The organism is Bariatricus sp. HCP28S3_F11 (assembly GCF_052065395.1).
Lineage (GTDB): Bacteria > Bacillota > Clostridia > Lachnospirales > Lachnospiraceae > Allocoprococcus.
Genome location: NZ_JBQHUC010000003.1, coordinates 127,428 through 140,569 on the forward strand (window position 1 = coordinate 127,428; position 13,142 = coordinate 140,569).

Below are 13,142 nucleotides of genomic sequence, written 5' to 3' on the forward strand. Positions count from 1 at the left end.
TCAATTTCTCTCCTTGTAGTTCTTCTCAATCCAGTTGAGGTATTCTCCACTCGTGCATTCTTCAGTCCACTTTCTACCTTCTTCTGACAGGTACCAATCGATGGTCAGCACAATGCCATCCTTGAACATGGTGGTCGGTCCCCAACCAAGCTCTTTATTTGCCTTTGCAGGATCAATTGCATATCTCTGATCATGTCCATGACGGTCACCAACATGTGTAATCAGACTTTCAGGTTTACCCAGCTTGTCCAAGATAATCTTTACGATTTCGATATTTGCTTTCTCATTGTGGCCACCGAGGTTATAAACCTCACCAACACGGCCCTTTTCAATGACAGCGAGAATTCCGTAGCAGTGATCCTTTACATACAGCCAGTCACGGACATTCAAACCTTCGCCGTAAACCGGTAGCGGCTTGTCATGAGTGGCATTGTGAATCATCAGAGGGATCAGCTTCTCCGGGAACTGATATGGTCCATAGTTATTGGAACAGCGGCTGATCGTCACAGGGAGACCGTAGGTACGGTGATATGCAAGTACCAACAGATCCGCAGATGCCTTACTGGTGGAGTAAGGAGAACTTGTATGCAGAGGAGTATCTTCATGGAAGAACAGGTCAGGACGATCTAATGGAAGATCACCATAAACCTCATCTGTGGAAACCTGATGGTATCTCTCAATTCCATACTTACGGCAAGCATCCATCAATACAGCAGTACCAAGGATATTGGTCTCCAGGAAAATCTGAGGATTTGTGATGGAACGGTCAACATGAGATTCTGCTGCGAAGTTCACAACGATATCTGGCTTTTCCTCTTCAAAAATCTTCTCGATTGCAGCTCTGTCTCTGATGTCTGTTTTGTAAAACTTATAATTTGGATTCTTCAGCTCTTCTTCAATGGTGGAAGGGTTTGCAGCATAAGTGCAGACATCCACATTCAGGACTCTATATTCAGGTCTTTCTGCCAGCAGAAGTTTGCAGAAGCAGTTTCCAATAAAACCAGTACCACCGGTTACTAAAATAGTCTTACTCATATCTCTATCTCCCATTAACAATTCTCGTTGTAAATAAACTGATTATCAGAAGTATCAAGTGTTGGGCCAATCATGTCCTTTTCACTTAATATCGGTTCAATACCATTCAGCAGACTGCCCCAATCTACATTGACCTCAGGTGCATCGTATCTCATGCCGCCCTCTGAAGCCTTGTTGTAAACATTGTCACACTTGTAGCGGAACTCAACGTCATCTGTGAGTGTCAGAAATCCGTGGGCAAATCCACGAGGAATAAAGAACTGTCTGTGGTTCTCCGCTGATAATTCAACAGATACCCACTGCCCAAAGGTCGGACTGCCTTTACGAATATCTACAGCAACATCGATGACAGTACCTTTCGTGCAAGACACTAATTTTGCCTGAGCGTAAGGAGGATTCTGCCAGTGAAGACCACGAAGGGTTCCTTTCTGAGCAGAGAAGCTCATATTGTCCTGGACAAATTCTGTGGTAATTCCCAGCGCGTTATATTTCGGCTTGTTATAGGTTTCTGTAAAATACCCACGGTGGTCACCGAACACATCCGTCTCGATAATTAACACACCTGGAATTTTTGTCTCGATTGCTTTCATTATCCTCTTACCTTCCCTTCTGCTACAGCCTGCAGATGCTTTCCATATGGACTCTTCCCATAACGTGCAGCGGACTCCAGCAGTTTTTCTTTATCAATCCACTCATAACGGAATGCGATCTCCTCCGGCGCGGAAATCTTGATACCCTGTCTCTTTTCTACCATCTGGACAAAATCAGCTGCTTCCACAAGGCTATCCATTGTACCGGTATCGAGCCATGCAAAGCCACGACCAAGAAGCTGAACATCAAGACGACCTTCGTTCAGATACATCTCATTCAGCGTTGTGATTTCCAATTCTCCTCTTGCGCTAGGCTTCACTTCATTCGCCTTAGCACTTACACCTGCAGGATAGAAATACAGACCTGTTACAGCATAGTTGGATTTCGGATTGAGCGGCTTTTCTTCAATACTGGTAGCCTGTCCATTCTCATCAAAGGCAACAACACCGAATCTCTCCGGGTCTGGAACGTAATAGCCAAACACGGTAGCACGGTTGTTTTCCTCAGCATCAACTACAGCTGCTTTCAAAATCTTACTGAAGCCATTACCATAGAAAATGTTGTCACCAAGAACCATTGCTCCGGCTTCTCCATTAAGGAACTCCTCGCCAAGGATAAATGCCTGCGCCAGTCCATCAGGACTTGGCTGAACCTTGTACGAAAGTCTGATGCCATACTGAGATCCATCTCCAAGTAGAGCCTCAAAACGAGGTGTGTCGGTAGGCGTAGAAATAATAAGAATATCCTTGATACCGGCAAGCATCAATGTGGACAGTGGATAATAGATCATCGGCTTATCGTAAACAGGCAGTAGCTGTTTACTGGTAACCATGGTGAGAGGATAAAGTCTGGTGCCGGAACCTCCGGCAAGAATGATACCTTTCATAGTGTTGATACTCCCTTATATATGTTGATTTCTAATGTACTCATTCGTTACACTTATCACATGAGTTGCCCCTTTGATACACGGATTTCTCCGCACTTTGTGCTCTCGAAATCCTAAAAACATTCGAAATCCGCCCTATTCGGGCTACTTTCTCATGTTTTTGCGAGTCCCAAAGTCATGCTTTTTCATGCAGGCATGAAAAACATGACCTTTTGACCCTTGTATCATCACATATACATCATACACTATGCCCCAAGGTCACACTCAATACTTTTTTTAAAAAATACACAAGAATTTTGCAGAGCGCACTGTCTGACAACCTATACTTCCGAGTGTTCAATGCCCTCATTCATCACATTCTGTAATAATCCCTAATTCAAGCAATGTTGGCGCAAGGTTATCCAAACTTGAAATTGACTCAGATATATTTTTTCATTACGCGCATATAATCCTTTTTAGCATGGAATATCGCCATCACGTTTACCTGTTTTTCCTCTTCGTCAACCAGGAAGAAGATCAGATACTCCTTGTGGACGGTAAACCGATACTCCGCACTGCGGATGACTCTGTCTTTGGGGATTCCTCCCGCATTCGGGAAAAGAAAAGCACCAACCTCAAACAAGAGATTGATTATCGTGAAATTATGAATTTTTTGTAAATTGTAATACATTCGCTTGCTAAGCGAGCACGATACGCATATAATATAGGCATATAGAATACAGAAAGGAGAACTGAATATGCCATTATCTACATTAACCGCACGTGTTGATTCACAAGACAAGATTGATTTTGATTCATTTTGCTCCAACGTTGGTCTCAACACATCAACTGCCATCAACCTATTTGTAAAAGCTGTACTTCGTGAAAATCGCATTCCGTTTGATATCACTCAAACACCCGATCCTTTCTACTCCAAATCCAATCTCGACTATGTCAAAAAATCTGTTGCCGAGCTAAAAGCTGGTAAAGGTACAAGACACGAACTTATCGAGGTGGATGATGAGTGATAAAATATGGTCTGATGACGCTTAGGATGATTACCTTTACTGGCAAACTCAAGATAAAAAGACACTGAAGCGTATCAACCAACTTATAAAGGATATTGAACGCAACGGATGTATGGAAGGTATCGGAAAACCAGAACCCCTTACAGGCGATTTACAGGGTGAATACAGCCGTCGCATTGATGAACAAAATCGTCTTGTCTATCACATGGAGAATGGAAAAATCTTTATAGCCCATTGTCGGGGTCATTACGACGACAAATAACATCTTTCCCCCATTAGCTTATTTCCTGCTGATGGGGATTTTTTTCTGTTATTGAATATTCCGGCGTTTGTGTCCGTGCTGTCCGGTCAGAAGGAAACCGCAGAATCAATGATTGACTGGTGAAATCCTATCAGATATTGCGGCATTGTAAAGCCTGCTGCAGCACCGCAAAGCGGCTCTGGGCTTGACAATAAAGAAAGCCATCAAGGAACAGACAACCACCAAACTTGGGAATATATCTTTCCAATACGCCGGTTCCCATCTCTTCATTCAGCTTCCGTCTGGAAGAAAACTTTCCTATGTTGAGCCGCGCATTGGCTAGAATAAGTTTGGCGGAGAATCCATTCAGTACATGGGTGTGGGCGCAACTAAGAAATGGGAATTGCTGGAAAGCTATGGACCAAAGTTTGTCGAAAATATCATCCAGGCTATTCCCAGAGATATCTTATGCATAATACTTTCTCACCTTGAATTCAGAAGATCAGATTGGTTAGTTCCTTTCCAGGCAGGATTTCCACCTACATTATTTCAAGCCCTTGCAGGGCACACTACCTGACACCGTGTGATTTCCTGACAACGAGTGCACCTGAAAAATGGGTATAAAATCCCCTGCCAGTTCTCCACCAGCAAGGGTTATGGGGAAAGTTCTTTACATTTTGGGGAACAGAATTCTCATGTAATCCCGACCTGCGTATACAACACGGTCAACATAGACCACATTGTCCGGTCTCAAGCGATAGAAAGCAAAGTAATTCTTGAAAACGACAAAACGATATCCGCTTTCCAGCCCATTATCAAATTCCAGCTTTGCTCCCGACTCAGGGAACATCGCAAGGTCATCTATTTTATCCATGATACCCTCTACCGTATTCTGTGCTGCACTTGGATTGCATAGTTCGATCTCGATGTAATCCCAGATTTCATCAAGATCGCGCACAGCTTTCGGAGAATACTCAATCTTACTTTGCATTCGCACGAACCCTAAAGTGGCTTCTTACATCTTCCGATGAAATCCACCCTTCTTCCTCTCCTGACCTTCTGCCCTCCGACAGTTCGCACATCAGGCGAAGCTGTGCCTGCATCCGATCATACTTTTCAGCTTTTATGCGCTGTTCTTCCTCCTCATCAATGTTCAGAACCGTATAACAGCCACGCCCATTTTTCGTCAAATATAGTGGCTTTCCAACCTGAACGGTTTCAAGAACAGTTGCATAATTTCGTAAATCTGAAATTGGCTTGATGTTCGGCATAACAAAATACCTCCTTCCCAAGTTTCTGCTTTTATTATACCCTATGCCTGTGCTAAATTCAACATCTAATTTAATGTCAAATTCAGCAGCGAACGTTGGAAATTATATTCACACTGTTCATACCATCCGGACGTAAAAAACGGGGCTCATAAAAAAAGCGATCTCATACCAACCGCAACCTGTAAACGGAACCGGGAAACCATGGTCATTCCCAACCTTCCGGATACCGTATGTACCATCGTGAACCGCAGTTCCGACCAGGAGACCTGCCTTGCATGGAATGGCGTCCGGGCATGGGCATCCAAACACAATTACACACCACCGCGTAATAAACCCCAGCAAGTGAACTATGTGTGGATCGCTGACCACACAAAGCTGGATATTTTTGTGAAAACCACCCAGTGAAGTGCTATACTAACGTTGTAACAGTAGTGGCTAATAAGATATAATCAATCTATCAAAGAAAGAAGGAATTATTATGCCACAGACTTACACTCCAGAATTTAGAAAAAAGATTGTCCGTCTTCATGAGGAAGAAGGACGCACCTACAAAAGCATCACTGCGGAATATGGTGTATCCAAAGCCAGCATCTCCAAGTGGTGTAGAGAATTCAGCGAAGAATGCCAGGAGAAAGCCCTCTCAAATCCAGATACTCCAAATGAAATGGAGCTTATGAAAGAGAATCTCCGGTTACGAAAAGAACTGGAAGAGGCAAAAAAAGAAAATCTCTTCTTAAAAAAAGCAGCGGCATTCTTTGCAAAGGAAATCGATTAGAGGCTTATCGATTTATCGAACAACATCATAATGAATTTGGCTTGCGTTGGCTTCTGCGGCGCTTTGATATCTGTCCAAATGCTTATTACAACTACCGAAAACATCGGAAGGCGGATTACTATGCCCATCGAGAGAAGACTTTGTCAAAAATCACAGAACTTTATCACAAACACCATGGTGTAGATGGATACCGCAGCATGCAGGTATACTTAGAACGTGAAGGTTTCTCGTACAGCACAACAACTGTTCACAAGTATATGAATTCAATACTTGGGTTGAAATCTTCCTACGCTTAACCATTTTGGTTTCCCTTGTGGCTCAAGGTCGCTACCGATGGTGTGGCTGACACCTTTTCGAATGGGATTTCCACCCATTAAATGATGCACCCTTGTCTGGACGCACTGACATGCTCCCACTACTTAAGCCCAGTTTCTCGTGCCTGACACCGTGTGTGCACGTGTGGTTTTTCTTTTACATCACTTCTACCTCTCTTCCATAATTTTTCTCATATTCCGCAGTAATAAACGCACCGCTTCCTCTTCCAGCTGCTACCACAATCAGTTTATCAGACCATGCACTGATCAGTCTGTTTCTTTTGGGAAATCTGTATGGGGCCGGCTGTGTTCCCGGCGGATATTCGGATATCAGAAGTCCTTTTTCTGCAATCTGTTCCATCAGTTTCCTGTGTTCACAAGGGTAACATATTTCCAGGCCATTTCCCAAAACGGCAACTGTATAACCTCCTGTTTTCAAACATGCCGTATGAGCATAAGAATCTATTCCTTTTGCCATCCCACTTATAATCGCAGTGTGATCAGATACATATTGTTCTGTGATTTCTTTCACCTTAAGCTTTTCTTCCTGTGTGCATCTTCTAGCTCCTACGATCCCAACAGTTTTTTCCATATTCCGGACGCATCCTTTATAATATAGAATGATCGGTGAATCCTCCGGCTCTTTCGCACGTTTCGGATAATCTGGATGATTTTGAGTCAGAATAGAAATATGATGTTTCTCACAGTCTTCCATGATTTTATGCACACGATCCAGCGATCTGTTTTCTATGATGCTATTGATCTGCCTTTGCGTGATTCCTTTTATCTGGCACAGATCAGATGCATCAGACCGATAAACTGTTTCCGGATCACCAAATTCCTGCAGCAGTCTCCGGGATGTAACGGGACCGATATAAGGAACAGATGAAAGCCATATCCAGTATTCCATATCATTTCACCACCATCATCTTACTGTTGCTCTTATCCAGATCTCTACAGGATAATACCTTTTGCACATCAGTCAATCGTATATTTTCCACTCCATCCAGGTCTGCACTTGTTCGTGCGAGCCGCAGCAGTTTATGTATCACACGGGCACTGTATCCATATTCTTCACTTATACTCTTTAACAGTTTAAGCGACTCACCATCCAAAACACAGTATTTCTGGATAAGTGATGTCGACATCTGTGCATTACAATTTATTCCTTCTTCTCCTTTATAGCGTATCTGCTGAATCGTTCGTGCTCTTTCCACACGTGCTCTTATCTCCGATGAGGAGATTGCGGGAGTGGCCTCGTTTAAACTGAAATAATCAACCGGATGGACTTCTTTCTGGATATCGATCCGATCCATGATAGGACCGGATATTTTTCCTCTGTATTTGATTATTTCATAATCTGTACATCTGCATCTGGAACTGGGGTAATAGCCACAAGGGCAAGGATTCATTGCGGCAACAAACATGAAATTAGAAGGAAAGGTATTGGTACCATTTACACGGGAAATAGAGACTTTTTTATCTTCTACAGGTTGGCGGAGAGCATCTAATGTGCGCTTTGAAAACTCGGCAAGCTCATCCAGAAACAACACTCCATTATGAGCAAGTGAAACCTCGCCAGGCATGGCATTTACCCCGCCCCCGATCAGGGCATTTAATGAGGCATTATGGTGCGGGGCACGGAACGGACGCTGTTTCATTAGCGCATGTCCATTAGGAAGAAGTCCCGATATACTGTATATTTTGGTGATTTCCAGGCACTCTTCCTCTGTCATCTGCGGAAGTATCGTTGGTATCCTTTGGGCTATCATGGTTTTCCCACATCCGGGTTCTCCGATCATCAGCATATTATGTCCCCCCGCTGCTGCCAGTGTCACCGCATCAATGACTTCATCCTGTCCCTTAACATCTGCAAAGTCCAACAGATTATCCTGCCAGATTGCCTTTTCTTCTTCCAGAACTGTATTTTCGCATGTTTTTTTCCCTTCCAGATAGTACAATACATCCAAAAGCGTTCCAAACCCCAATATCTGAATTCCCTGCACCAATTTGGCTTCCACCATATTTTCTCTGGGAACAATGACACTTTTATATCCATGTTTCTTTGCTGCAATGATCATAGGCAGGACCCCTCTGCTGGGCCTTAATCTTCCGTCTAAGGAGAGTTCTCCAATCAGCCCATACTGGAGAAGATTCTTTGCATCTATCAGCTCCGCCTGCTTCAGCACTCCAACTGCCATTGCCAGATCAAAATGTGAGCCGCACTTCTTTTTGTCAGAAGGAGCCAGACTGATGATCACTTTCTTTTTCGGGAATTCATACCCACTCTCATCGATTGCTGACTGGATACGTTCTGCAGCCTCTTTTACTGCCTGATCCCCCAGCCCAATAATCGATATCATAGGCTGCCCTTCCATTGTCTTAGTTTCGATGTCTACTGGATAGGCATCAATTCCCTGGATCGCAAAACTCTTTACCAAGGTAGCCATATTTCATCCTCCTCAATTTCTTTATGTATCTCCGTCTCCGTAACAGTGTATTTGTGTCCGATATCCTCTACAAAATCCCTGTATCTATGGACACTTTTCCCTTTGAAATATCCCAGTGTCTTTTCCCTTACCGTGATCTTGTCATCTGACATGCCAAGCACTGTACGGTAACTGCTCCACCTGTAATCCTCCGGATGTGCTGCCATGCGGGCTTTCACAGGATTCAGATGAATATAGCGGCTGGTCTGTAAAAAATAAGCATCATCCTTTACAAGACAGGATTTATACCTATCTTCAAACAGATGTCCTCTATAACCATATTTCCTATTGTAGGTCCTTGCGTAATCTCCTGCTATTTTTTGCATGATCTTTCCTATTTCGCTTTTGTTTGTTTCCAACAGGAGATGTATATGGTTTGTCATCAGGCAATATGCGTGTACCGTTGCTTCATATCTTTCCACCACTTTTTTCAATATTGCCATAAACATCTGATAATCCATTTCCTCCTTAAAGATTTCCTGCCGGCGTATCCCTCTTTCCATCAGATGATATATCGCTCCCGGATACCATTCTCTTTGTTTTCTTCCTATACGCCTCACCTCTTATTTCATAATTATTACGTTTATACGTATTATAGGGGGATTTTATTGTAACTCCTTTAATGCTTCCAAGTATCCCCTTAATCGCTTTTGCATATCTGAATCCAGTTTCTGGTAAGACTCAACCAACATACCAACATCCGTTCCCTTACTGATCACATACGTATCGTGTTCCCTGCTTCTGCTTCCGGTATGCTCCGCTCCTGATAGCAACTCATAAGGGGACACATCTAATACTTCACATATGATCAATATCTTATCCGATACAGGATTCGTTCTTTTCTTTTTCCAGTCACTGATCGAACTCTCTGCAATCCCGGTCCTCTGGGCAAACTCTTTCTGCGTCATCTTTCTCTCTTTCAGTAACTCAAATATCCTGTCACTTACTGTCTTCATTCCGCTGTTTTCCTTTCTCCTGGCACATCTCTTTCAAGCACGACTCAGCATACTTACTGCAAGGAGATTGGATCTGCACCAAGGATTACTTATCATCCCCACCATCTATAGCTGTGGAATCTTATCTCCTTGCAGGATTAACTTAAAACTTTGTAAAAGTATAACACTTTCTTCAATATTTGTAAATACGAATTTATTTGATTATAAATATTTTATTGTGTCTGACACCCTATATACACCTCTTTTGCCATTAGTTTCTCCATAATTTCTATTGCTCAACCCACAACAATTTAAAATGTTATCAATTCTATCATCTCTTTTTATTTTACCAGTTTCATCCATTGTTCCCACACGATAAAATTCTTTTTTGAAAATGATAGAAAACGCAATCCCGTGAAAAGAATTAGAACATACACATTCTGCATTTTCAATCAGATTTAAAAAGTAAGCGGTCAATAATCACCCGTCAAGGGCAAAAGAAAAAGCACCTCGGACAGGAGGTGCAGAAAATCAGGTAAGATGGCAATACTGCGGGATGGACTCAGACCACGGGAAAAGAGGTTTGAGCTGTTCCATTGCAGGCATTTCACCAAGTTTAGGAAGCTCCTGTAAATATTTTATTGTGTCTGACACCTAGTAAACTTCATTCACCACGGCAAGAGTCTTTACACCTTTCTCTTTTGCCAGTCTCAATGCAGCTAAGGTGTCAGCTGTTTCTCCTGATTGTGAGATGAGAATAACAAGAGAGGAAGAAAGAAGAGACATCTTCCTATATCTGAACTCCGATGCCAGTTCTACTCTGACCGGCACATCGGCTAATTCTTCAATCACATATTGAGCCTGCATACCAACATGCCATGCTGAGCCACAAGCTACGATGTAGATTTGCGTAATTGCCTGAATCTCCTCGTCGCTCAAACCAATTTCAATCTTTCCATTCTTGACAATTGAGTGAAGCGTATCTTCTACAGCCTTAGGCTGTTCATGAATCTCTTTGATCATGAAATGCTCATAACCAGCCTTTTCAGCTGCCTCAGCATCCCATTTAATTTCCACAGCCTCTTTCTGAACCTCATCACCATCTAGGTTATAGAAATGAGCCTCGCCTGGAGTGAGCTTGGCAAATTCCAAATTGCCAATGTAGTAAACAGAACGAGTGTGTTTCAGGAGGGCAGGTACATCAGATGCAACGTAAGTCTCACCATTTGCTATTCCGATAATCATTGGGCTGTCTTTTCTTGCTACCCAAATCTCGCCAGGATAATCCTTGAACATCAGCTCAAGAGCATAAGAACCCCTGATTCGTACCATCGCCTTTGCAATGGCATCAACCGGGCCCATTTTGTATTTTTTGAAGTAGTAATCTACTAACTTAACGGCGACTTCTGTATCTGTATCGCTGTAAAATTTATAACCATGTCTGGACAGCTTATCTTTTAATTCCTGGTAGTTTTCGATGATACCGTTATGAACACCGACTACCTCGGACTCCACTTCACCCGAACCAGAGCCGGTACAGTTTCCAGAGACGTGTGGATGTGCATTTTTGATGCTAGGCTCACCATGAGTAGCCCAACGAGTATGACCGATTCCACAAGTACCTTTAAGAGCGTTTCCTCCATCAATCTTTTCATAAATATTTTATTGTGTCTGACACCTAGTAAACTTCCGAATTTATTCGTTTATAAATATTTTATTGTGTCTGACACCTAGAGTGACACTGCTGTATCAATTCATCAATCTGATGCCTGATTTCTTGATACTCCTGATGATTTGCTCTTAGGTATGTCCCGACCTTTACATCCACATCCTCGCCTAGTGTGCTTTCTCTCCACCAATAATCCTCTCTTTTTTCCATTTAATCCCTCTCTTCTGGTATATGGCTGAGTGTGGCCGCTCACCGCCATCTATCTCTCAGCGACCTGGTTTTCTTGTATCAGCCATAGACTATACCACTATCCCTGGAAATAGCAATTCATCATACCTACCGAAAAAGAGGGTTACATACTGGTTATATTACGGTTGAGCCATATCTTGTGTGCCGTGGGCTATTGTGTTGGCTGTGAGCCCCCTACCCGCACAACCACGACCTCGGGTTCATTCCCGAACCGTGGAATAGATGCAGTATTGGCGCAGCCGGATGATACCACCAGCCGACCGTCATAGACACCGTGATGATAACGAGGTAGTAGCCCCTGCCCCGGTGCAAAGATACCGTGATTGCAAATCCTAATCTGACCGCCATGGCAATGACCAGAGAGAATAAGGTTGATGGGGTAGGACCGTAATTGACAGTAATACTCCGGGTGATGACACAGGAGGACCTTGTATCCGGGGAGTTCGCTGAAGCTGGCCAGAAACTCTGTGTCTATCTTCCCGGTAATCTGCTTGGAGGGTATGCCTCCGAACAGGACGTTCTTGATCTCCACAGTACTGTTATTCAGCAGCGCAACATTCGCATCCTTGAGAACAGCTTTATCTTCCTCCGTCAGATACAACTCATGGTTGCCCAGGCTCATCACCACAGGGGCGATCTTGCTGGCTTCCACGAGAAAATCATATGCGTTCTGTTTGCAGCAGCGGTGCTTCTGCCGCCACCGCAGTCCAGCCAGACGATTCGCTAAGTGGATGATGCGACAAAGTAGACGAGAAATCAGACTGTCATCCTCTTTATCGAGATTCTCTCCGAACTCGTGATTTTCAAAAAGGTCGCCGGGTACCGCGATCACATCGGGTCTTATCTCTGACAGTCTTGATAATACCGGCTTTGGTTCAAACTCATGCAGGTCCGCCACAATTGCGATGCTGATGTCAGCAGGACCCGCGACACTGTATTCTGTAGTTATCATAGTATCGCCTCCACACCATATAAAGCCATACTATTTACTACATAGCAAGTCCTAATATTGAGATGGGTGGAAAGATAATAAAGTGAAATAGGGGCTTCGGCTGCTTTTTTTATGCTTTAATGGGCGAAAATTGGATGACAAAAATGCTCGAAAATTGGAAGGTTACTGACAGGCTATTCTGCTGGCTTCCATAAGAAAACCATACGCATTCTGTTTGCAGCAGCGGTGCTTCTGTTTCCACCGCAGTCCGGCCAGACGATTTGCTATGTGGATGATGCGGCACAAGACACGCGATACCAGGCTGTCATCCTCCCTATCGAGATTCTCTCCAAACTCATGGTTTTCAAAAAGGTCCCCCGGCACCGCAATCACTGTATTTGTGCTTTCAGTGTGTCAATCCAACCCGCTGCGCATTCTCAACTCTCTGATAATCTCCGGATGCTCATTCAGCCAGGAGATAAGCTTATCATCAATCTTATCCTCTAAAACATCTTTTCTGTCACCGTGCCCTGTCATTAGCCACTCCAGTCTTATGGAAAATACAGATGCCACCTTATGAAGGAACTTATCAGACGGTTTAACCTTACCCGACTCCACAAGATGAATTTGTATATTCGTGTACCCTGTGGCAGCAGCAAACTGCTCCTGAGTTAGCTTCAGATCCTTGCGGAGCTGCTTCACACGAGTCCCCACATTCTCCCTGTCGACCGCAGCTTGACTTGTCATCT

General features: G+C 43.6%; 16 protein-coding genes and 3 pseudogenes. 4 read left to right on the forward strand and 15 right to left on the reverse strand.

Going from position 1 to position 13,142, the window contains the following annotated elements; translation table 11 throughout:
- The 4 genes from rfbB to ACTNBR_RS02590 all read right to left on the reverse strand — a co-directional run bounded on the left by rfbB (nt 1) and on the right by ACTNBR_RS02590 (nt 3,182).
- Nucleotides 1-1,035, reverse strand: a complete 1,035-nt coding sequence (gene rfbB, locus ACTNBR_RS02575) for a dTDP-glucose 4,6-dehydratase (protein ID WP_441015685.1) — start codon at nt 1,033-1,035, stop codon at nt 1-3.
- Nucleotides 1,036-1,049: 14 nt separating this feature from the next.
- A complete protein-coding gene (gene rfbC / locus ACTNBR_RS02580; RefSeq protein ID WP_441015682.1) occupies nt 1,050-1,625 on the reverse strand; it encodes a dTDP-4-dehydrorhamnose 3,5-epimerase in 576 nt (191 codons plus the stop codon).
- Nucleotides 1,625-2,512, reverse strand: coding sequence for a glucose-1-phosphate thymidylyltransferase RfbA (gene rfbA, locus ACTNBR_RS02585; protein ID WP_441015679.1), 888 nt, complete (start codon nt 2,510-2,512; stop codon nt 1,625-1,627). The genes rfbC and rfbA overlap by 1 nt, the downstream gene beginning before the upstream one ends.
- Nucleotides 2,513-2,930: 418 nt before the next feature.
- A complete protein-coding gene (locus ACTNBR_RS02590) occupies nt 2,931-3,182 on the reverse strand; it encodes a hypothetical protein (protein ID WP_441015676.1) in 252 nt (83 codons plus the stop codon).
- Nucleotides 3,183-3,249: 67 nt separating this feature from the next.
- Here ACTNBR_RS02590 and ACTNBR_RS02595 point away from each other — a divergent pair, with 67 nt between their 5' ends.
- Nucleotides 3,250-3,519 carry a type II toxin-antitoxin system RelB/DinJ family antitoxin gene (locus tag ACTNBR_RS02595; protein ID WP_427805806.1) on the forward strand — a complete coding sequence of 90 codons (270 nt, stop codon included), beginning with the start codon at nt 3,250-3,252 and terminating at the stop codon, nt 3,517-3,519.
- Nucleotides 3,512-3,781 (forward strand): annotated as a pseudogene (locus ACTNBR_RS02600) (Txe/YoeB family addiction module toxin). The gene ACTNBR_RS02595 and the pseudogene ACTNBR_RS02600 overlap by 8 nt, the downstream one beginning before the upstream one ends.
- 649 nt (nt 3,782-4,430) lie before the next feature.
- On the opposite strand, the gene ACTNBR_RS02605 reads toward ACTNBR_RS02600, so the two are convergent.
- Nucleotides 4,431-4,751 carry a type II toxin-antitoxin system RelE/ParE family toxin gene (locus ACTNBR_RS02605; RefSeq protein ID WP_427805808.1) on the reverse strand — a complete coding sequence of 107 codons (321 nt, stop codon included), beginning with the start codon at nt 4,749-4,751 and terminating at the stop codon, nt 4,431-4,433.
- Entirely contained in the window at nt 4,741-5,031 is a 291-nt protein-coding gene (locus ACTNBR_RS02610) for a hypothetical protein (RefSeq protein WP_427805809.1), read from the reverse strand. The genes ACTNBR_RS02605 and ACTNBR_RS02610 overlap by 11 nt, the downstream gene beginning before the upstream one ends.
- A 201-nt stretch (nt 5,032-5,232) precedes the next feature.
- Between ACTNBR_RS02610 and ACTNBR_RS02615 the strand changes: the two genes are divergently transcribed.
- Both ACTNBR_RS02615 and ACTNBR_RS02620 read left to right on the forward strand, forming a co-directional pair.
- Complete coding sequence (locus ACTNBR_RS02615; protein WP_427805810.1) at nt 5,233-5,436, forward strand: hypothetical protein; 204 nt, start codon at nt 5,233-5,235, stop codon at nt 5,434-5,436.
- A 73-nt stretch (nt 5,437-5,509) separates the two neighbouring features.
- Nucleotides 5,510-6,090 (forward strand): annotated as a pseudogene (locus tag ACTNBR_RS02620) (transposase); the annotation flags it as partial.
- Nucleotides 6,091-6,277: 187 nt separating this feature from the next.
- Here ACTNBR_RS02620 and dprA read toward each other — a convergent pair.
- From dprA to ACTNBR_RS02665, 9 genes and pseudogenes are all read right to left on the reverse strand, one after another.
- The gene (gene dprA, locus ACTNBR_RS02625; protein ID WP_427805811.1) at nt 6,278-7,030 is read right to left on the reverse strand and encodes a DNA-processing protein DprA; all 753 of its coding nucleotides are present in this window, start codon (nt 7,028-7,030) and stop codon (nt 6,278-6,280) included.
- A 1-nt stretch (nt 7,031) separates the two neighbouring features.
- Nucleotides 7,032-8,570 carry a YifB family Mg chelatase-like AAA ATPase gene (locus ACTNBR_RS02630; RefSeq protein ID WP_427805812.1) on the reverse strand — a complete coding sequence of 513 codons (1,539 nt, stop codon included), beginning with the start codon at nt 8,568-8,570 and terminating at the stop codon, nt 7,032-7,034.
- Nucleotides 8,555-9,112 carry a transposase gene (locus ACTNBR_RS02635; RefSeq protein ID WP_427805813.1) on the reverse strand — a complete coding sequence of 186 codons (558 nt, stop codon included), beginning with the start codon at nt 9,110-9,112 and terminating at the stop codon, nt 8,555-8,557. Before ACTNBR_RS02635 ends, ACTNBR_RS02630 begins: the two co-directional genes overlap by 16 nt.
- 102 nt (nt 9,113-9,214) lie before the next feature.
- Complete coding sequence (locus ACTNBR_RS02640; protein WP_427805814.1) at nt 9,215-9,565, reverse strand: helix-turn-helix domain-containing protein; 351 nt, start codon at nt 9,563-9,565, stop codon at nt 9,215-9,217.
- A gap of 201 nt (nt 9,566-9,766) precedes the next feature.
- Nucleotides 9,767-10,021 carry a polysaccharide pyruvyl transferase family protein gene (locus tag ACTNBR_RS02645; protein WP_441015673.1) on the reverse strand — a complete coding sequence of 85 codons (255 nt, stop codon included), beginning with the start codon at nt 10,019-10,021 and terminating at the stop codon, nt 9,767-9,769.
- A 183-nt stretch (nt 10,022-10,204) separates the two neighbouring features.
- Nucleotides 10,205-11,197 (reverse strand): annotated as a pseudogene (locus tag ACTNBR_RS02650) (isomerizing glutamine--fructose-6-phosphate transaminase); the annotation flags it as partial.
- A 61-nt stretch (nt 11,198-11,258) separates the two neighbouring features.
- On the reverse strand, nt 11,259-11,423 hold the full coding sequence (locus tag ACTNBR_RS02655) for a hypothetical protein (protein WP_441015670.1): 165 nt from the start codon (nt 11,421-11,423) through the stop codon (nt 11,259-11,261).
- A gap of 190 nt (nt 11,424-11,613) precedes the next feature.
- Nucleotides 11,614-12,414: a metallophosphoesterase gene (locus ACTNBR_RS02660; protein WP_441015667.1), complete on the reverse strand. Its 801-nt coding sequence runs from the start codon at nt 12,412-12,414 to the stop codon at nt 11,614-11,616.
- Between the two features lie 393 nt (nt 12,415-12,807).
- A complete protein-coding gene (locus tag ACTNBR_RS02665; protein WP_441015828.1) occupies nt 12,808-13,140 on the reverse strand; it encodes a helix-turn-helix domain-containing protein in 333 nt (110 codons plus the stop codon).
- Nucleotides 13,141-13,142 lie beyond the last annotated feature (2 nt).

Bases quoted from the DNA above. Each gene is read 5' to 3' on its own strand.
- rfbB (WP_441015685.1), bottom strand. From the start codon at position 1,035: ATGAGTAAGACTATTTTAGTAACCGGTGGTACTGGTTTTATTGGAAAC.
- rfbC (WP_441015682.1), bottom strand. From the start codon at position 1,625: ATGAAAGCAATCGAGACAAAAATTCCAGGTGTGTTAATTATCGAGACG.
- rfbA (WP_441015679.1), bottom strand. From the start codon at position 2,512: ATGAAAGGTATCATTCTTGCCGGAGGTTCCGGCACCAGACTTTATCCT.
- ACTNBR_RS02590 (WP_441015676.1), bottom strand. From the start codon at position 3,182: ATGTATTACAATTTACAAAAAATTCATAATTTCACGATAATCAATCTC.
- ACTNBR_RS02595 (WP_427805806.1), top strand. From the start codon at position 3,250: ATGCCATTATCTACATTAACCGCACGTGTTGATTCACAAGACAAGATT.
- ACTNBR_RS02605 (WP_427805808.1), bottom strand. From the start codon at position 4,751: ATGCAAAGTAAGATTGAGTATTCTCCGAAAGCTGTGCGCGATCTTGAT.
- ACTNBR_RS02610 (WP_427805809.1), bottom strand. From the start codon at position 5,031: ATGCCGAACATCAAGCCAATTTCAGATTTACGAAATTATGCAACTGTT.
- ACTNBR_RS02615 (WP_427805810.1), top strand. From the start codon at position 5,233: ATGGTCATTCCCAACCTTCCGGATACCGTATGTACCATCGTGAACCGC.
- dprA (WP_427805811.1), bottom strand. From the start codon at position 7,030: ATGGAATACTGGATATGGCTTTCATCTGTTCCTTATATCGGTCCCGTT.
- ACTNBR_RS02630 (WP_427805812.1), bottom strand. From the start codon at position 8,570: ATGGCTACCTTGGTAAAGAGTTTTGCGATCCAGGGAATTGATGCCTAT.
- ACTNBR_RS02635 (WP_427805813.1), bottom strand. From the start codon at position 9,112: ATGGAAAGAGGGATACGCCGGCAGGAAATCTTTAAGGAGGAAATGGAT.
- ACTNBR_RS02640 (WP_427805814.1), bottom strand. From the start codon at position 9,565: ATGAAGACAGTAAGTGACAGGATATTTGAGTTACTGAAAGAGAGAAAG.
- ACTNBR_RS02655 (WP_441015670.1), bottom strand. From the start codon at position 11,423: ATGGAAAAAAGAGAGGATTATTGGTGGAGAGAAAGCACACTAGGCGAG.
- ACTNBR_RS02660 (WP_441015667.1), bottom strand. From the start codon at position 12,414: ATGATAACTACAGAATACAGTGTCGCGGGTCCTGCTGACATCAGCATC.
- ACTNBR_RS02665 (WP_441015828.1), bottom strand. From the start codon at position 13,140: ATGACAAGTCAAGCTGCGGTCGACAGGGAGAATGTGGGGACTCGTGTG.